Source organism: Acidobacteriaceae bacterium, from assembly GCA_035944135.1.
In the GTDB taxonomy this organism is placed as follows: Bacteria; Acidobacteriota; Terriglobia; order Terriglobales; family Acidobacteriaceae; genus Granulicella.
On the sequence record DASZBM010000010.1, the window covers coordinates 130,980 to 148,026 of the forward strand.

A 17,047-nucleotide genomic window follows, 5' to 3' on the forward strand; every position below is an offset into this window, starting at 1 on the left:
ATGAGCTCTTAGAGGGTGAAGAGCAGTTGGTTGAAGATGGTCATCAACGGGGCAAAGAGGATCATGATGACGTAGAAGCCGAGGAAGAAGAAGCCGATCATCATCCACATGCTGAGGCTCTGGTAGGTCTTGGCGGCGTTGTAGGAGAGATAGTGCATCAGGATCTTGCCGCCGTCGAGGAATGGGAGCGGAATGAGATTGAACACGAAGAGCAGCAGGTTGACGAGGATGCAGAAGTAGAGGAACAGGTAGAGCGGGAAGATCGCGGGGAGGTTGTTCAGCGGCACGGCGAGGTTGCGCATGCCGAGTTCCTTGGCGATCGTGAGCGAAAGGATGGAGTCCGACTGCGTGTGCCGCAGGATGACGAGAATGAGGAGCGCAACCAGGGCGGCGAGCAGTTGCACGCCGGGGCCGGCGAGGGTGGCGACCATCTCGTCGCGCGAGGGGCGACGAAAGTTGCGGGGCGTCATGGGTACGGGCTTGCCCCAGCCGAGAACGAGCGGCGACTGAAAGATGAAGAGCACGGGCCAGATGAGCATGCCGAAGAGGTCGAAGTGTTTGGCGGGGTTGAGGCTGATGCGGCCCATCATGCGGGCGGTGGGGTCGCCGAGACGGTTGGCCGTCCAAGCCTGGGCGGAGTCGTGAAGCGAGATGGAGAGAACCATCACGACGAGCTCAAAGATGACCAGAGCAATAGTTAAAGGCATCGTCTCCTAGAGTACCGGACGGCTTTCGCGTATTTGGGCCCGCGGAGCGGAACTATTTTGTTGTGAGCGAGATTCGCGTGGAGTAGCATCCGCCGATGACTCCTTTACAAGTGTTTGAGAGCTACGCCGACGCGTGGAATCGTCATGATGCGGATGGGATTGTCGCGCTGTTTGTGGAGGGCGGAACGTACTGCGATCCGACCACGCCCGGACCGCTGACCGGAGCGGCGATCGGTGAATATGCGCGAGGGCTGTGGAGCGCGTTTCCGGATCTGTCGTTTGAAATGGTGAGTGCGATGGAGGGCGAGGGCGGGGCGATATCTGCGGAATGGTTGATGCGGGGCGTCAACAGCGGGTCGATGATGGGTTTGCCGCCGACGGGACGCGCGATTGAGGTTAGTGGGGTGGATATTGCGGCCGTTGCGGATGGGAAGCTGCGCAGCGTGCAGGGGTACTTCGATTCGGCGGCGGTGCCGCGGGCGCTGGGGCTGGATGTGATTGTGCAGCCGCACGCGATCGGGCCTTTTTCGTTCGGCACCGGGCTGCGCGTGACCAATGGCAGCAAGGCTGTTCCGGGAGCTTTCGGCATCACGTTCATCTCAGCGCGGGACAAAGAGGATGAGCTTCACATCCGCGAGAGCAGCCGGAAGATTTTGCAGGAACTGCTCGCGATTCCGGGGTTCATCAGCGCGGTGACGACGACGGTTGAGGATCGGATGATGACGATCACGGCGTGGGAGACGCCGGAGTCGATGAAGCCGCTGATGACAATGGGCGAGCACCGTGCGGCGGTCGGGCGGTACTTTGGGTCGGCGGATTATGGAGTTGGAGGCATGACGGGAGTGTGGATACCGCATCATCTTGGTGCGCGGCGCGTGCGGTGCCCGGAGTGCGACAAGATGGCGTCGGTAGAAGTGCCGGATGGAAAGTGCACCTGCGGGACGGTGCTGCCGGAGCCGCTGGCGTATTGGTAATTGCCGCCGACGCTATTTGGTGAGCTTCGGCTTGGCGGGGATTCCGAGGGCGACGGTGTGGGCGGGGATGTCGCGGGTGGCGAGGCCGAGGGCGCCGAGCATGGCGTCGGGGCCGACCTTGGTGCCGGCGAGCACGGTGGCGTGATAGGTGATGCGGGCGCGGGGGCCGATCTCGGTGCGGAGGTTGGAGACGTCGCGCTGGTCGACGAGATCGTGCGTGTGCGAGTAGATGTTGGCGTAGTCGGAGATGCTGGTGCCGTCGTGGAGGGTGATGCCGCCGCGGTCGTCGAGCAGGACGTGGCGGTGGATCCAGCAGTCGTCGCCGATCTCGAGGTTGTAGCCGTAGCTGAACTGGACGTGCTGGAAGATGCGGACGCGTGCCCCGAGGCGCGCGAAGATGTGGCGGCCAAGCATGTTGCGGAGGCGCTCGCCGAGCCACTGGTTGGGGCCGAGGGGCGAGGCGTCGAACTGCAGCCAGAGCCAGATGAGCGGCTTGCGCGGGTAGTAGCGTGCGGGGTCCATGTCGCCGTAGTACTCCGGCTCGAGGGTGACGTTGCGCGGGTCGAGGGAGGCGCGGGTGATGGTGCTGGTGGCCGACGGCAGGATGTTGCGGAGGGTGTCGCGGACGATTTCGCTGCGGGCCTCGTAGGTGGTGTCGCGAGTGAAGCTGGAGTCGAGCGAGGCCAGCCACTCGGTGAAGAGGTGCTCGGCGTCGGGGGTGGGGCGGGGGTCGCGATAGTCGAAGACGGGCATGGGAGAGCCTATTCGAGGGCGTAGACGATCTCGACAGTGGCGTCGCGTTCGACGCGCTGAGTTTCGATGGCGAGTGGCTGAGTCCGCTTCAGTTCCATTGCTGCATTGCCCGCATAGCCGTAGACACGCGGTGTCACGCCACTGCTGACATTGTTGGTGACGAACAGAGGCTTGCCGAGCGTGACGCCCATGCCTTCTGCCAGGGCGGCCGCGATGGCCCGGGCGCGCTCGCTGGCTTTGCGGATGGCTTCGGTGTCGAGAGGGATATCAGACTTCATGCGCCATGTGATGTCACCGCTTTGGTTTGCGCCGGCGTTTACTGCCGCATCAAGAATGAGTGCGGCATCTTTGGGGGCAACGCGGACCGCCCAATCCTGAGTGATACTGAAGCGCATTCCCTTCTTTTCGTAGTCGCTGAGGCGGGACACGCGTTGCGACCGGCTTTGTATCTCGCTCTTCGATGCGCCGGCATCCAACATGGCCTTGACAATTGCATTGGAGGTGTCGCCGGCTGCCTTATAAGCGGCTTGAAGGGTCGACGCGTACACGACAAAACCTACATTCAGGTCAGCAATGTCGGGGTCGGCCTCAGCATGGCCGGGGGCCGACACAGAAAGTGTCCGGTTCTCCTTGCTGATAACCAGCGAGGGACCTTGGGATGTCTGTGCGAATACCGCTGAAGAGAATACCGACAACATTGATACGAGAATTGCCCAGCGTTTCATTAATCCTCCTTGCGTTCGAGAAGGTCGGCGAGGGTCTCTTTGTGTTTGGGCTTGGCGGCGGCCTTCTGTTTGGGATCCGGCAGCGGGTGCGAGGGCGGCGGGGTGCCGAGGCGTTCGCGGGCGTTGGCCTTGACGGCCTTTGTCGCGGAGAAGACAGATTTTTTTGCTTTCGCCATGGCGATGATGGTGCTCCCGAGGCTTCAGCGTATCCCATGCTTGACGGCCCGGGGTCCCTGCAAGCGTTTTTCGCTTGCTGGGGTGGTGGCGGATGTAGCATATTGCGCGGGAGTTCCGGCAGGTGCGAGAACGCATCCAACGGAACGCATAGAGGGTACGTATAGAGACGCTCGGAGGTGTGGGGCAATGGAAGAGCGCGATTTTTTCGATGAGAGGACCGAGCAGCGGAGCCACACGATGACGTGCCCGCACTGCGGGCAATCGGCCGACTACCAGCTGAGCTGGCTGATCCGCAGCAAGCGGTCGCAACTGCCGCGCGGAGCCGATGACCGCGACCGCGCGCGGTTTGCAAAGGCGCAGAGTTACATGGTCCGGCGGGACGACATGGTGGGGTGCAAGAACATCCGGTGCCGCAAGCGGTTCGACGTCACTGGGATTCAGTCGGTGGCGTTCTTGTAACGGGGTGGGAGAGCCGGTTCGGGCGAGCTTGTGGTGTAATAAAGAGCGTTAGCGGCCCCCGCATCTTTGGCGGCGCCCCATGAAGTTCCCCGAAGGAGTTGTGAGAATGCCGAACACCGTCCTGCCCGCAGAAGAGCGCGACCTGACCCCGGCTCAGGTTGACCAACTGGACCGGCGCCGCCGGCGCGGGCAACTGCTGCTGGTGATGGGAACGCAGTTTTTGGTGATCGGGCTGCTGGTGACCTTGTGGGCGGGGCAGGATGCGACGTACTCGCCGGGATGGCACCGGCCGATGCTGGGCTGGGACATCCTCCTGTTTGTGCTGGCGGCGATCTCCTATACGGCGGGAATCCGGCTGCGGCGCGGGCTGAATGAGTTTTTTAGCTATTGAGAAATAAGCAGAACGATTTTTGGAGTTTCAGCGGCGAGCTTCGGCTCGCCGTTGTGCTTTTGGCATAGCTGCGCATTGTGTTGTCGGCCTGCTATCGTGACTGCGTTGTGCGGAGGAGTACGTGGTCGTTGAGTTTGCGGGAGTGGGCGCGCTTGCGTCGGTCGAACTGGCGGAGCCGCTTCATTTCTCGGTCGCAGAGATGATCCTGCTGGTTGTGCTGTGCGGGGCTTCGCTGGGGATTTTTCTGTGGCGGTTGTGGCCGATCGCAGGAAATGTTCTACGAGCGAAAAAGGATGTCGGATTTTCGCTGGCGCCGGTGGGAAGGCGCGTGTGGGAGTTCTTCTCAGAAGTGGTGTGCCAGAGCAAAGTAATCAGGCAGCGGCCGCTGCCGGGGCTGGCGCATGCGTTCGTGTTCTGGGGATTCCTCGCGTTCGCGGTGGTGACGACGAATCATTTGCTGACGGGATTGCGGGTTGGTGTGCTGCAGCACACCGGGATTGCCGGCGAGTTTTATTTCGACTTCGTCGGCGTGTGGGCACTGCTGGTTGCGGTGTCGATTGCCGGGCTGTTTGTGCGGCGATTTTTCGTGCGGCCACGATGGCTGGGTGAGCATGTCTCGGTTGAGTCAGGTGTGATTGCCGGGCTGATCTTTCTGCTGATGGTGAGCTACCTGGCGGCGTTCACGCTGCCCACGGACAGCGCTGCGCTGAAGGCGTGGTGGTGGGTACACACGGTCACGCTGCTCGCGTTTCTGCCGATCATTCCGGGGACGAAGCATCTGCACCTGGTGCTGAGTCCGTTCACCATCTTTGTGAAGCGCGCGGGCTTCTCGGATATTCCGAAGCTGGATGAGTCCGAGACGGAAGAGGATTTTGGTTTGCTCGCGGGCAAGGACGTGACGCAGTTGATCGCGCTGCAGGCCTACAGCTGCGTGGAGTGCGGACGATGCACGGAGCATTGTCCGGCGGCAAATACGGGCAAGGTGCTTAATCCGAAGGAGATCGCGCTCGGCGTGCGCGGGTATCTGAACGAGTTTGGGCCGGCGAGCGACAAGCCGCTGCTGAATGAGTTGCGAGGCGAAGAGGCTAATGCATCGCCGGATAATCCAGCGGCGAATTGGCTGTCGATGGAGGCGGCGTTTGAATGCACGACCTGCGGGGCGTGCGAGTTTCAGTGTCCCGTGGGTGTGCAACATCTGCCGATCATTGTTGGACTGCGGCGCGGTGCGGTGAACACGGGCGCGTGGGAGGACAAGTACGGAACGAAGCTGTTTCTTGCGCTGGAGAAGCAGGGCAATGCGCTCGGGATGTCTGCGATGGAGCGCGACAAGTTTGTCGAGCGCGAGCAATTACCGATCTTCGACGGAACGCAGGAATACTGCCTGTGGCTGGGATGCATGGGCGGATACGATCCGAAGGGACGCGAGATTGTTGCGGACTTTGCGCGCGTGATGCGGCACCTGGGCACAAGCTTCGGCGTGCTGAAGAAGGAGAAGTGCACGGGCGATCCGGCGCGAAGGCTGGGCAATGATCTGGTGTTTGGGTCGCTCGCGGAGCAGGGGCTGAAGGCGTTTGCGCAGGCGAAGGTGCAGAAGATTGTGGCGATCTGCCCGCACTGCGTGCGCACGATTGCGACGGACTGGCGCGAGTACGGTGTGGCGCCGGAGATCGAGCATCACTCGGAGTTCATGGCGCGGCATGAACATCTGTTGCCGCAGCAGGATGGCGGAGCGATTGTGTATCACGATCCGTGCTATCTCGGGCGGTATCGCGATGTGTACGACGAGCCGCGCGCGGTGGTGAAGAAGAGTGGCGAGCTGGTGGAAGCCGAGCGGCATCGCGAGCGGAGCTTCTGCTGCGGCGCGGGTGGAGGGCTGGCGTTTCTCGGCGAAGAGCCAGGTGAGCGCGTGAGCAACGTGCGCGCAAAGGAGCTGATGGCGACCGGAGCGCAGACGATTGGAACGGCGTGCCCGTTCTGCAACACGATGTTCAGGGATGCAACGGCGGCGGTGGCGAAGGATTCGCAGCCTGCGGTGCTGGATATCGCGCAGCTCACGGCGCGGTCGCTTGAGCGCGCGAATCCTGCGGCAAAGACAGAGCAGCCGACGATAAGGTAGCCTCGGTTTGCGCGATGAGCGCAGCGTGGAGCGTAGATGAAGATTGTTGTGGCGGTGAAGCAGGTGCCTGAGCGCGATGCGCCGGTGCGTGTGGCGGCAGACGGGCGCGGCGTCGACACGGGCGATGCGTGGACGATGAACGAGCCGGACGCGTATGCGCTGGAAGAGGCGCTGCAGTTGAAGGAGCGGCTTGGTGAGGGCGAGGTTGTGGTGCTGTCGGCGGGGCCGGAGCGAGCCGAGTCGACGCTGCGCGAGGCGCTGGCGAAGGGCGCGGACCGCGCGCTGCACATTGTGACGCCGGAGGATGGCGCGGGATCGTTAGCCGAGCGGGACACGCTGGGCGTGGCGCAGATGCTGGCGGAGGCAGTTCGCGGCGAGTCGCCGGACCTTGTACTGACCGGCTTGCAGTCGGATGATCTTGGCGCGGGGCAGACGGGTGTTGTGCTGGCGGAGTTGTTGGGACTGCCGCACGTCACGCTGGTGCTCAGCGTAGAAGCAAGCGCGGGAGCGAAGCAGATTCGCGTGAAGCGCGAGCTGGAGGACGGGTGGTTTCAGCAGATCGAGGTGCCGGTGCCGGCGCTGCTGACGATTCAATCGGGCGGCAACCGGCTGCGCTACGCGACGCTGATGGGCATCAAGCGCGCGCGGTCGAAAGAGAGCAAGCAGGTAGAGGCTACGGCTGCGGCTGCGCGGCACGATGAGGTGGTTCGCGTCGCGATGCCTGAGCGCACGCGGCAGACGGAGATTCTGAGCGGAGCGGCGGACCAGATTGCGGCGAAGCTCGCGGAGCGGTTGAAGGTAGAGGTGGGGATCTGATGAGCGTTCTTGTGGTGATGGAGCAGGCGGCGGCTGGAGGGTGGCATCGCATCAGCCGCGAGGCGCTGGCGGCGGCGAAGAGGCTTGCGGTCGAGTTGAAGATGCCGGTGGCGGCAGCGGTCCTGGGCGCGCCGGATGCGAACGCGACACTGGCGGCGCAGCTCGCGGGCGAGGGTGTGGCGACGGTATGGAGCGTGGGGCATCCGCTGCTCGAGCGCTACACGGCGGATGGATTTGTGGCGGCTTTGCAGCAGTTGATTGCCGAGGCGAAGCCGGCCTTCGTGGTGCTTCCGCATACGTACCAGGTGCGGGACTACGCGCCCGCGCTGGCGACGCGCATGGGCGAGGTGCTGGTGAGCGATGTGATCGCCATGAATGTGAGCGAGGGTGCAGCGACGTTTACGCGGCAGTGGATGGGCGGCAAGCTGAATGCGCAATACCGGCACGTGGGCAGCGGGCCGTGCTTTGTGTCGGTGCAGGCGGGAAGTTTTCGCGCGGACGCGGCCGATGCTGGAGCGGCCGCGGGTGAGGTGAAACAGTTTTCACCGCAGATTGATGGTTCGCAGATTCGCACCAAGCCAGGGGAGCCGTTCCGTGAGGCGGCGCGCACGGTCGATCTCGGATCGGCACAGGTGATTGTGAGCGTCGGGCGCGGGATCGGCGAGCAGGACAACCTGAAGATCGTCGAGGAGCTGGCCAGTGCGCTGGGAGCGGAGCTGGCGGCTTCGCGGCCGATTTGCGATGCGGGGTGGCTGCCGATGGAGCGTCAGGTGGGGAGCTCGGGCCAGACGGTGGCGCCGAAGGTTTATGTCGCTGTGGGGATCTCGGGCGCGATTCAGCACCTCGTCGGAATGAAGGGCGCGCGAACGGTGATTGCGATCAACAAGGATCCGGATGCGCCGATCTTTGAGGTGGCGGACGTCGCAGCGGTAGGGGATCTGTTTGAGATTGTCCCGGCCGTAACCCGCGCGCTGAAGGGGTAAGCGGCTGATGTTGGGCACGTAACGCGATGTAACGGCACGATTTCGGGGCGGCTGCGTCCGTGGGTGCCGAAATCGCGTCATACTGGAAGTAGCGTGCAACGGACGACTCAACGCGGACGTGATGTCGGGACGCGGCCTTTGTGGCTGCGGATCGCGGCTTTTGTCTGCGTTCTTCTGATCGCTGTCGCGGGCGTGGCGCAGGCTGCGCATATTCACGGCGACTGGCTTCCGAACTCGGCGGCGCAGGTTGCGGCGCATTCACCGTCTTCGTCCGGAGTTGGCGAGGATGCCTGCCCGCTGTGCGTAGCGATGCACTCGGCGCTGCCGGTGACGGGTTTCGGTGCGCTTATCGTTGGCCTGCTTCTGGAGATCAATCTCCTTCTGGCATCGTCGCGTAAGCCCCGCACGCTGTGGTATTTTGCCGGTTTCAGCCGACCCCCACCCTCTGTCCTTCTCTAGCGATTCTGCTGTGACGTGAGATGTCCGCTCCGAGTGAGCGAAGCATCGTCGTTGCGGTTTAGGTTTCCGGCGTCTAACAAAGGGCGCCGGGGCTTCTCGCCGGTTAGTGATGAAAGAGCTGTCCGGCTTCTGCCTGAGATGAGAGACAGAGGTCTTCCCATGAAGAGATATCGAATTCGGCGTCTGCTGAGCGCATTCGCCGGCATCCTTGCGATTGCTGTCGCCAGTGCGGTGAGTGCGCAGAGCAACTCCGGCACATTGACGGGCACCGTCGCCGATCCGACCGGCGCAGTCATTCCGGGCGCCACAGTCACAATCGGAAATTCCGTGAGTGGATATACGCGCACGCAAACGACCGACAGCGCGGGTCACTTCCAGTTTGTGAACGTGCCGTTCAATCCCTATCAGCTGAGTGTTTCGAGCAGCGGGTTCCAAAATTTCTCAAAGCGTGTCGATGTGAGCTCGATTGTCGCGCAGACCGTTCCGGTGACGCTGGCGATTGCGAGCTCGTCGACGACTGTGACCGTCGAAGCGCCGGTTGACCTGACCGAGCAGGATCCGAATGCGCATACGGACATCGACCGCTCAACGATTGCGGAGCTCCCGGTGGAGAGCCTCTCCTCGCAGCTCAGCTCGATCGTCACGCAGCTATCGCCTGGCGTCGCGGCTGACTCTGATGGGCAGATTCACGGGCTTGGCGATCATGGCGAGGTCTCTTTCTCGGTCGACGGGCAGCCGATCACAGATCAGCAGAGCAAGGTGTTTTCGAACCAGGTGCCCGCTGCGGCCGTGCAGTCGATGCAGGTCATCGAGGGTGCACCCCCCGCGGAGTACGGCGACAAGACGAGTCTTGTCGTGGTCGCGACGACGCGTTCGGGGCAAGGCATAACGACGCCGACAGGCGACGTCACGCTGTCGTACGGCAACTTCGGTACGAGCAATCTCGCGGCCAACGTCGCGTACGGTGGACAGAACTGGGGCAACTTTATTTCCGCGAGTGGCCTCGAGTCCGGGCGCTTTCTCGATGCTCCTGAGTTCGCCGTTTATCACGATAAGGGCAACGAAGAGAATCTGTTCGATCGCGTTGACCTGCAGATGAGTAAAATCAGTTCTCTGCACACGAACCTGCAGTTCACGCGCTCCTGGTTTCAGACGCCGAACACCTATGACACGCAATACGGCTATGTGACGCCCGGCAATTCGCTCGACGGCGTCAATACCGGGCGGACCGACCAGCGGTCGCAGATACAGACCATCGATGTTGCGCCGACGTACACGCGCACGATCGGCGACACGACTGTGCTCAACTTCGCCCCCTACCTGCGGCGCGATGCATACGACTACTACCCGAGCAATAATTTGCTGAATGATCTTGGGCCCATCCAGCAGGAGAGCGTGATGCAGCAGCGCTCGCTAATGAATGCAGGCGCGCACACGGACGTCTCTTATGTGAGCGGGGCGAACAACGTGAAGGTCGGCGCCATGTATCAGCAGACCTTCCTGCGCGAGAACGACACGCTCGGTCTGGTTGATTCAACGTTGAATGCACCGGGAAGCGCCAACTACAACCCGGTGCTCACGCCGTATGATTTGACGCGCGGTGGAACGACCTACACTTGGCACGGGCGAACGGATGTGAAGCAGCTCGCGATGTACGGCGAAGACCAGATCACCGCCGGGCACTGGCTGATCAACGCGGGCATTCGCGGCGACATATACAACGGCCTTGCGATACAGCGCGTCGTCGAGCCGCGTTTGGGCTTTGCCTATAACCTGCCCAAGGGTGGAACGGTGCTGCGCGCATCGTACGCGCGAACGCAGGAGACACCGTTCAACGAGAACCTCGTGCTTTCGAGCAAAGGCTGCTACGACCCGGTGCTGAATGCGATCCTCAGCACGCTGGGTCCCTGCAATCCTGCGCCGTTCAACCCCGGCTTCCGCAATGAGTTCCATACCGGCGTGCAGCAGAGCATTGGGCATCACTTCGTTCTCGATGCCGAATACATCTGGAAGTACACGCATAACGGTTATGACTTCAGCGTGCTTGGCGCGACACCGATCACGTTCCCGATCGAATGGCATAACTCGAAGATTCCAGGCTGGACGTTCAGTGGAACGCTGACGCCGGTGAAGGGATTGTCCGCGCGCGTGACGATGTCCTCAGTGGCTGCGCGGTTCTTCAATCCGCAGATCGGCGGTGTGGGCGCGACCATCGGCGCACCGGGCGGATATCCGTTCCGCATAGATCACGACGAGAAGTTCAACCAGTCGACCCACTTTGAGTACAAGATGCCCTTTAAGAAGAGCCTCTTCTACTCGTTCAACTGGCGCTTTGACTCCGGCCTGGTGGCGGGATCGGTCCCTTGCTACGGAACGACTGACCCGAACACGAATTGTGGTCAGTACTCCATGATCGTCAACGGACAGCCCGCGATTAGCCTGAGCAGCCTGACCGCGGATGAGCAATTCCAGGCGGGGCTGACCTGCAACGGAGTGAAGGCAACGCAGACGACGGCGATCCCGGGCGGCTACTGCCTGGCCTCGCAGCTCACATCGAACCTTGTGAGGATTCCCGCACCGAACACGGAGAACAACGACCACAATCCACAGCGGATTCAGCCGCGCAATCTCTTCGACATGGAATTAGGCGATGACAACATCGTCCACTTCGGACCGAACGAACGCTACAAGTTTGGCGCGAAGCTCACAGCGGTCAACCTGACGAACAAGTACGCGCTTTACAACTTCCTCTCGACGTTCTCGGGAACGCATTACGTGACACCGCGGGATGTAACGGGCGAGCTGGATTTCCGGTTCTAAGCATGGGCAGAGGCTGTCAGCAAGAGCGGGTAGGTTAAGATCACAGTAATGACAGCCTCTCCCCGCCTGCGCCTGAGAGTGGTGATCCCTGTCTTCAATGACTGGGAGTCGCTGTCTATCCTCATGCGCGCGCTGGACCGGATTGCCGCCTCGCTCGACTGCGAGCTGATCGTCTCTGTGATTGATGACGGATCAACACAGCCAGACGATGTTTTCCGGCAGGCTGCGGCGGAGCTGGAATTCATTGAACAGCTTGAGCTGGTGCAGCTTGCGGTGAACGTAGGACATCAGCGGGCGATCGCCATTGGCCTCTGCAGGGCGGCGGATAGCGCCGACTCTGACGCGGTTCTCGTGATGGACTCTGACGGGGAAGATCCTCCGGAGTCGATTCCGGCGCTGCTGGAGCGGGCGCAGGGGCAACGGGAGTTCTGCATTGTGGCGCGCCGGCGGCGGCGCTCGGAGAGCCTGGCCTTCAAGGCGTCGTACGTCATCTATCGCTCGGTGTTTCGGCTGGTGACAGGCAAGGAGATACGCTTCGGGAATTTCTCGCTGATCTCCTCCGGAAACGTGCGCCGGCTAACGATGATTCCGGATTTGTGGAACAACCTGGCCGCTGCTGTGCTTCGCTCGCGCATCCCACTTCTGCAGGTGCCGATCGATCGCGGCAAGCGCTATGCCGGCCGCTCGAAGATGAACTTCACCTCATTGATTGTGCATGGGTTCAGCGCGATCAGCGTGTACGCAGACACGATCTTCGTGCGCTTGCTATTGATTACCGTGGTGATGACATGCCTCACGGTTCCGGCTGTGGCGCTGGTGTTGTCGCTGAGGTTATTTGTGCCCGCGCATGCGACTCCCGGATGGGCGACAACTGTGAGCTTCGGTTTGATCATCATTGTTCTGCAGGCGCTCTTCACGACGCTGACGTCGATCCTGGCGCTGTTGAACAGCCGCGTGCAGCGCCTCATGCTTCCCATCGTGGACTATAAGCCCTACGTGAGAGACGTTGAGGTGCTGATCTCATCGAGGAGCATCGCCTGATCACCACCCAAGACAAGCTGCGCCATACCGAGCGTGAGACGCGAGCGCCCGGAGCAAATCGGTGGGACGGTTTGTTGTGCAGCCTCGTCGTGCTGGCCGCGATTCTGATCTCGCGGCCGTTTGTGGAGATGGGGCTGATCGACGACTTCTCCTATGTGAAGACGGCCTTCATCTTTGCGCACACCGGGCACTTCGTATTCAACGGCTGGGCGACTGCGATGCTGGGCGCGCAGATCGTTTGGGCCGCTCCGTTCATAAAGCTGCTCGGCGATAGCTTCTTCGCTACGAGGGTGTCAACGGTCGTTCTGGCCACGTTATGCGTGTGGGTCACGCATGCCGTATTTCGGCGCGTGGGACTTGAGCGCGGGCCCGCAGCGCTGGGTGCGCTGACGCTTGGATTGTCGCCTCTGTTTGTGCCAATGGCCGTAAGCTTCATGACGGACATCAGCGGGCTCATCGCAATCGTTGCCTGCATTTACTGCTGTTTGCGGGCGATGGAATCGAGCAACACAAGAGCTGTGCTCTCGTGGCTGGTGTTGGCTGAGATCGTCGGTCTGCTCGGTGGAACGACGCGGCAGATCGCATGGGTGACGGTCCTGGCGATGGTGCCGTCCGCCGCATGGATCCTGCGCAGACGGCGTGGCGTGTTGTTGTTGGGAGTGGCGCTTTGGCTGGTGAGCGTTGCGTTCATCGGCGCGTGCATGTGGTGGTTCAAGCACCAGCCGTTCAATGTTCCGGAGCTCCTGATTCAGCACCGGCTTCGCTGGCGGGATGCTCGTGAGCTGGCAGGCACGCTGCTCGCAGCGCTGCTGTGCCTCTGCCTCGTGTTGATGCCTGCGCTTGCCGCGGGATCGGTTGCGCTGAGGCGGATGAAGTGGTGGCAGTTGGCGCTTCTGCTTGCGGGTTCCATCGTCGCCGTTTTAGTCTGCCGCTTTATTACGTACCATCTCACCGAGAAGGGTCTTCTGCCCTGGACCGGAGACATCATAGACAAGCTCGATGTGTTCGATTCTCCGAACGCCTGGCTGCTCGGTGTCGCGCCGACCACGCTTGGCGTAACAGGTAGAGCGATCGGCTCGGCGATCGTACTTTTCACGACGGCCCTTTTTGTTGTCGCGCTCTACAAAACAAGGGGAAGCGTACGCAGTGGTGCCGCGCATCGGCACTCGTGGCGGGACCTGATTACGCTGTTTGCGCCGTTCACGGCCGCGTATCTTGCGCTTCTCATTCCGCGTGGAATCTGGGCCATGGTTATCGACCGGTATTTGCTGCCGTTGATCGTGATTGCACTGATTTTCCTGCTGAGGCTCTACCAGGAGCGTGTCTCATCCACGTTGCCTTGGACCAGCTGGGTTGTTCTGTTCATCCTTGGCGCGTTTACGGTTCTCGGAACACACGACTGGATCGCCAGCCATCGGGCGAGATTGCAGGCGGTTCAACAACTCGAGCGCGCAGGGATACCGCGGTCAAAGATCGAAGCCGGATATGAGTTCGACGGGATGACGCAGATTGACTTGCGCGGCGTGGTGATCGATCCTCGAGTGCACTATCCGCCATCGGTGGACACGCGGCCCTATCGGCCGGCTGGCGTGCCTCCACAATGCAAGGCCCTGTTCAATCCACACACACCTGCTGTGCACCCGGAGCTGTTTCTCGCCTACGAACAGGTTCCGTGCCTTGGGCCGTCGAGGTTCGATGCGGTTTCGTATCGCGGGTGGATGCCGCCGTTCCATCGCGAGATTCTGATTCTGCAGCGCGTCCAGTAACTGCGTCTATTTGCGCTTCCAGCGGACTCCATCCTTTGAGTCCTCGAGGATGATGCCTTTCTCTAGGAGCTCATTGCGGATCGCATCGGCACGCGCAAAATTGCGTTGCCGCTTGGCCTGCGTGCGCTCGTCGACGAGAGCCTGGATCTGCTCCTCTGTCAGGCTTCCGCCGCCGAACTGGGAAATGACCGCAGGGTCCGCTTCACTGAGCCGACCTTCTGCCTCAGCCCATGCCAGCGCCTTGCGGGTGAGTTCTGCGTCGCGGTCTTCGAGCACGGCAAAGATGGCATCGAACTTCGCCATAATCGCGAGCGTAGCCTGCGCGTCGGCAGCCGTGAGCCTGTTCTGATCAGCGGCCGCGTTCACCGCGCGAAGAACATCGAAGATCGCCGCGCGCGCCTCGGCCGTATTCAGATCGTTGGCAAGTGCGGCGAGAAACTTTTCGTCGCCAAGCCGAATAGCGTCGGCGGTTTGCGCGTCGCCGGTAGCGTCGGGCCAGTGGCCATCGCGTATGCGCGCGTGGAACGTCCGCAGGCGTTCAATAGCATTTGTCGATTCACGCAGGCCGTCAAAGGTGAAGTTGAGCTGGTGACGGTACGGCACGCTGAGCAGGAGGAAACGAATCGCCGACGCGCGATAGCCCTTCAGCAGAAGGTCGCGAAGCGTGTAGAAGTTGCCTTCCGACTTCGACATCTTGCGGCCTTCCACGAGGAGAAAGCGCACGTGAAACCAGTGCCGCGCGAAGCACTTGTGTGTCGCAGACTCACTCTGTGCGATCTCATTCTCGTGGTGCGGGAACATGAGGTCTTCGCCACCGGCGTGCAGGTCGAACGAGTCGCCGAGAAACTTCATCGCCATGGCGGAGCACTCGATGTGCCAGCCCGGCCGGCCATCGCCGAGCGACGTCTGCCACGAGGTCTCGCCGGGTTTCGTCGCCTTCCACAGAGCGAAATCGCGCGCCGCGTCCTTGTCGTATTCGTCGACATCAACCCGAGCGCCGTCTTCGATGCCTTCGAAGTCCTTCTTCGAGAGCTTGCCGTACTCCGGAAAACGCGCGATGCGGAAATACCACGAACCGTCCTCAGCGCGATAAGCGATGTCCTCGGCGGCCAGGCGCTCGATGAGCGCGACCATGTCGTCGATGTTTTCAGTAGCGCGGGCAATTCCTTCGGGCCGCTCAACGCCAAGCGCTTCCATGTCCTCGAAGAACGCCTTCTCAAACTTGGCTGTGTACTCGCCAATCGGCATTTGCGCGGCGGCAGCATTGCGGATGATCTTGTCGTCAACATCCGTGACGTTCATGATGTGACGCAGCTTCAGCCCGAACAGGCGCGCGACGCGGCGCAGAACATCCACGTGCACGAACGTGCGAAAGTTGCCGATGTGACCGTAGTCATAGACCGTCGGGCCGCAGCAATAGAAGCGGAATGCATCGCCATCAGCGGCGTAGAGAGGCTCGACCTGTCCGGAGAGAGTGTTGAAAAGTTGAAGGGCCACGCGCAAATCGGGTGCCTCGGGATGCTGCTTGCTGTCTCGCACCCGAAGGCCTCTTTCGATGTAAGTTGCTCTAACGATTCTAGCTGAGCGCGTGCCAGAACGCGTCTCAACCCAGGCGAAGCTGCGGCGTGGGCTCCAGTGTGTCCTCTGCGAACTGCCCGGCGAGCAGCTTGGGCCATGCCGCGGCAGCAATCATCGCGGCGTTGTCGGTGGATAGCGCAATGGAAGGAAACTCCACGGGCAGCGAGATTCGCGCCGCTGCTTCCGTTAGCCGGCGGCGCAACTCGCGGTTCGCGGCGACGCCTCCGCTCACGATCAGCGCACGCGCGCCAAAGTGCTCGGCAGCAGCCATCGTCGTCCGGGTCAGATAGCCCGTCACACTCGACTGGAAACTGGCGATCAAATCAAGTGTTTGCGCATCAAGATGCTCTAGCGCCTTGTTGCGGGCCTGCTCATTGCCTGGCTTGGCAGTGAAGATGCCCGCCGCGCGCAGGTTGCTCTCGCGCTTTGCGATGCGCGGACGCATCTCCTGCAACTCCACATAACGCCGCACAGCAGTCTTTATCCCGCTGAAGGAAAGATCGAACCGCCGGACATCGGTGTGGGGAGAAACGATTTCTCGTGCCAGCTTCACCGCAGTTCGCCCGCTCGATTTCTGCTTGATCTGCGCGAACGAGAACGGGACCGCTGTGGGATCGCCGTGCGCCGACAGCGCATCCATCCACGGGCCGCCTGGATACGGCAGGCCGAGCAGCTTCGCGACCTTGTCATAGGCTTCGCCCGCTGCATCGTCGAGCGTCTTCCCCACATTGCGATACTTCCAGGTTCCATCGTGCGTGCGATCAGCCAGGTACAGGTGCGTGTGTCCGCCGGAGACAACGAGCGCGAGCAGCGGCGCCGCCGCCGACAAGGATTCTTCAGCCTGCATCAGCACGGCGTGAATATGCCCTTCGAGATGGTTCACTCCAATCAGCGGACGATCGGCCGCCAGCGAGACGGCTTTCGCAAACGTTATGCCGACCAGCAGTGCGCCTGCGAGTCCCGGGCCTTCGGTTACTGCAACTGCATCAAGCTGCTCATAACCAACACCCGCGCGGTGCATCGCCTCGCGCACAACGGGAACGATGGCGCGCAGGTGTTCGCGGCTCGCCAGCTCAGGAACCACGCCGCCATAGTCGGCATGCACAAGCTGCGAGGCGACAACATTCGCGAGCGCCTCACGGCCATTGCGCACAACGGCCGCGGAGGTCTCATCGCATGAGCTTTCGATTCCGAGAATCAGACCGTCACGCACCCTTTCCATCGTACAAGCGCCCGCGGCTACGACAGATCGCCGGCGGCGGTGATACGTTGGCTCAGGACG

General features: G+C 61.8%; 16 protein-coding genes. 10 read left to right on the forward strand and 6 right to left on the reverse strand.

Translation table 11 applies throughout. The features are described from left to right. Nucleotides 1-8: 8 nt before the first annotated feature. Entirely contained in the window at nucleotides 9-707 is a 699-nt protein-coding gene (locus tag VGU25_15020; GenBank protein ID HEV2578514.1) for a site-2 protease family protein, read from the reverse strand. 95 nt (nucleotides 708-802) lie between these two features. Here VGU25_15020 and VGU25_15025 point away from each other — a divergent pair, with 95 nt between their 5' ends. Next, entirely contained in the window at nucleotides 803-1,681 is an 879-nt protein-coding gene (locus tag VGU25_15025; protein ID HEV2578515.1) for an ester cyclase, read from the forward strand. A 12-nt stretch (nucleotides 1,682-1,693) separates the two neighbouring features. On the opposite strand, the gene VGU25_15030 is transcribed toward VGU25_15025, so the two are convergent. The 3 genes from VGU25_15030 to VGU25_15040 are packed head-to-tail and all read right to left on the reverse strand — an operon-like array spanning nucleotide 1,694 to nucleotide 3,335. After that, nucleotides 1,694-2,434, reverse strand: coding sequence for an acyltransferase (locus VGU25_15030; GenBank protein ID HEV2578516.1), 741 nt, complete (start codon nucleotides 2,432-2,434; stop codon nucleotides 1,694-1,696). Nucleotides 2,435-2,442: 8 nt separating this feature from the next. Further along, nucleotides 2,443-3,159 (reverse strand): SIMPL domain-containing protein, encoded by a 717-nt coding sequence (locus VGU25_15035; GenBank protein HEV2578517.1) that lies wholly within the window; start codon nucleotides 3,157-3,159, stop codon nucleotides 2,443-2,445. Next, on the reverse strand, nucleotides 3,159-3,335 hold the full coding sequence (locus VGU25_15040) for a hypothetical protein (protein ID HEV2578518.1): 177 nt from the start codon (nucleotides 3,333-3,335) through the stop codon (nucleotides 3,159-3,161). The genes VGU25_15035 and VGU25_15040 overlap by 1 nt, the downstream gene beginning before the upstream one ends. Nucleotides 3,336-3,522: 187 nt before the next feature. Between VGU25_15040 and VGU25_15045 the strand changes: the two genes are divergently transcribed. From VGU25_15045 to VGU25_15085, 9 genes are all read left to right on the forward strand, one after another. Next, nucleotides 3,523-3,795, forward strand: coding sequence for a hypothetical protein (locus VGU25_15045; GenBank protein HEV2578519.1), 273 nt, complete (start codon nucleotides 3,523-3,525; stop codon nucleotides 3,793-3,795). A gap of 106 nt (nucleotides 3,796-3,901) precedes the next feature. Then, nucleotides 3,902-4,186: a hypothetical protein gene (locus VGU25_15050; GenBank protein HEV2578520.1), complete on the forward strand. Its 285-nt coding sequence runs from the start codon at nucleotides 3,902-3,904 to the stop codon at nucleotides 4,184-4,186. Nucleotides 4,187-4,307: 121 nt separating this feature from the next. Continuing rightward, a complete protein-coding gene (locus VGU25_15055; protein ID HEV2578521.1) occupies nucleotides 4,308-6,302 on the forward strand; it encodes a (Fe-S)-binding protein in 1,995 nt (664 codons plus the stop codon). Between the two features lie 36 nt (nucleotides 6,303-6,338). Next, nucleotides 6,339-7,118 (forward strand): electron transfer flavoprotein subunit beta/FixA family protein, encoded by a 780-nt coding sequence (locus tag VGU25_15060; protein HEV2578522.1) that lies wholly within the window; start codon nucleotides 6,339-6,341, stop codon nucleotides 7,116-7,118. Continuing rightward, nucleotides 7,118-8,101, forward strand: coding sequence for an electron transfer flavoprotein subunit alpha/FixB family protein (locus tag VGU25_15065; GenBank protein ID HEV2578523.1), 984 nt, complete (start codon nucleotides 7,118-7,120; stop codon nucleotides 8,099-8,101). The genes VGU25_15060 and VGU25_15065 overlap by 1 nt, the downstream gene beginning before the upstream one ends. Before the next feature lie 93 nt (nucleotides 8,102-8,194). Beyond that, a complete protein-coding gene (locus tag VGU25_15070; protein ID HEV2578524.1) occupies nucleotides 8,195-8,560 on the forward strand; it encodes a hypothetical protein in 366 nt (121 codons plus the stop codon). Between the two features lie 159 nt (nucleotides 8,561-8,719). Next, entirely contained in the window at nucleotides 8,720-11,380 is a 2,661-nt protein-coding gene (locus VGU25_15075) for a TonB-dependent receptor (protein HEV2578525.1), read from the forward strand. A gap of 48 nt (nucleotides 11,381-11,428) precedes the next feature. Next, nucleotides 11,429-12,421 (forward strand): glycosyltransferase, encoded by a 993-nt coding sequence (locus tag VGU25_15080; GenBank protein HEV2578526.1) that lies wholly within the window; start codon nucleotides 11,429-11,431, stop codon nucleotides 12,419-12,421. Between the two features lie 89 nt (nucleotides 12,422-12,510). Continuing rightward, nucleotides 12,511-14,187, forward strand: coding sequence for a glycosyltransferase family 39 protein (locus tag VGU25_15085; GenBank protein HEV2578527.1), 1,677 nt, complete (start codon nucleotides 12,511-12,513; stop codon nucleotides 14,185-14,187). 6 nt (nucleotides 14,188-14,193) lie between these two features. Here the strand turns inward: VGU25_15085 and cysS are convergent, their stop codons facing one another. Beyond that, entirely contained in the window at nucleotides 14,194-15,684 is a 1,491-nt protein-coding gene (cysS, locus tag VGU25_15090; GenBank protein ID HEV2578528.1) for a cysteine--tRNA ligase, read from the reverse strand. A 106-nt stretch (nucleotides 15,685-15,790) separates the two neighbouring features. Beyond that, the gene (tsaD, locus tag VGU25_15095) at nucleotides 15,791-16,978 is read right to left on the reverse strand and encodes a tRNA (adenosine(37)-N6)-threonylcarbamoyltransferase complex transferase subunit TsaD (protein HEV2578529.1); all 1,188 of its coding nucleotides are present in this window, start codon (nucleotides 16,976-16,978) and stop codon (nucleotides 15,791-15,793) included. Nucleotides 16,979-17,047: the final 69 nt, after the last annotated feature.

What these genes read in the sequence shown, in the direction of transcription:
- VGU25_15020 (HEV2578514.1), bottom strand. Translation starts at nt 707, where the DNA reads ATGCCTTTAACTATTGCTCTGGTCATCTTTGAGCTCGTCGTGATGGTT.
- VGU25_15025 (HEV2578515.1), top strand. Translation starts at nt 803, where the DNA reads ATGACTCCTTTACAAGTGTTTGAGAGCTACGCCGACGCGTGGAATCGT.
- VGU25_15030 (HEV2578516.1), bottom strand. Translation starts at nt 2,434, where the DNA reads ATGCCCGTCTTCGACTATCGCGACCCCCGCCCCACCCCCGACGCCGAG.
- VGU25_15035 (HEV2578517.1), bottom strand. Translation starts at nt 3,159, where the DNA reads ATGAAACGCTGGGCAATTCTCGTATCAATGTTGTCGGTATTCTCTTCA.
- VGU25_15040 (HEV2578518.1), bottom strand. Translation starts at nt 3,335, where the DNA reads ATGGCGAAAGCAAAAAAATCTGTCTTCTCCGCGACAAAGGCCGTCAAG.
- VGU25_15045 (HEV2578519.1), top strand. Translation starts at nt 3,523, where the DNA reads ATGGAAGAGCGCGATTTTTTCGATGAGAGGACCGAGCAGCGGAGCCAC.
- VGU25_15050 (HEV2578520.1), top strand. Translation starts at nt 3,902, where the DNA reads ATGCCGAACACCGTCCTGCCCGCAGAAGAGCGCGACCTGACCCCGGCT.
- VGU25_15060 (HEV2578522.1), top strand. Translation starts at nt 6,339, where the DNA reads ATGAAGATTGTTGTGGCGGTGAAGCAGGTGCCTGAGCGCGATGCGCCG.
- VGU25_15065 (HEV2578523.1), top strand. Translation starts at nt 7,118, where the DNA reads ATGAGCGTTCTTGTGGTGATGGAGCAGGCGGCGGCTGGAGGGTGGCAT.
- VGU25_15075 (HEV2578525.1), top strand. Translation starts at nt 8,720, where the DNA reads ATGAAGAGATATCGAATTCGGCGTCTGCTGAGCGCATTCGCCGGCATC.
- VGU25_15080 (HEV2578526.1), top strand. Translation starts at nt 11,429, where the DNA reads ATGACAGCCTCTCCCCGCCTGCGCCTGAGAGTGGTGATCCCTGTCTTC.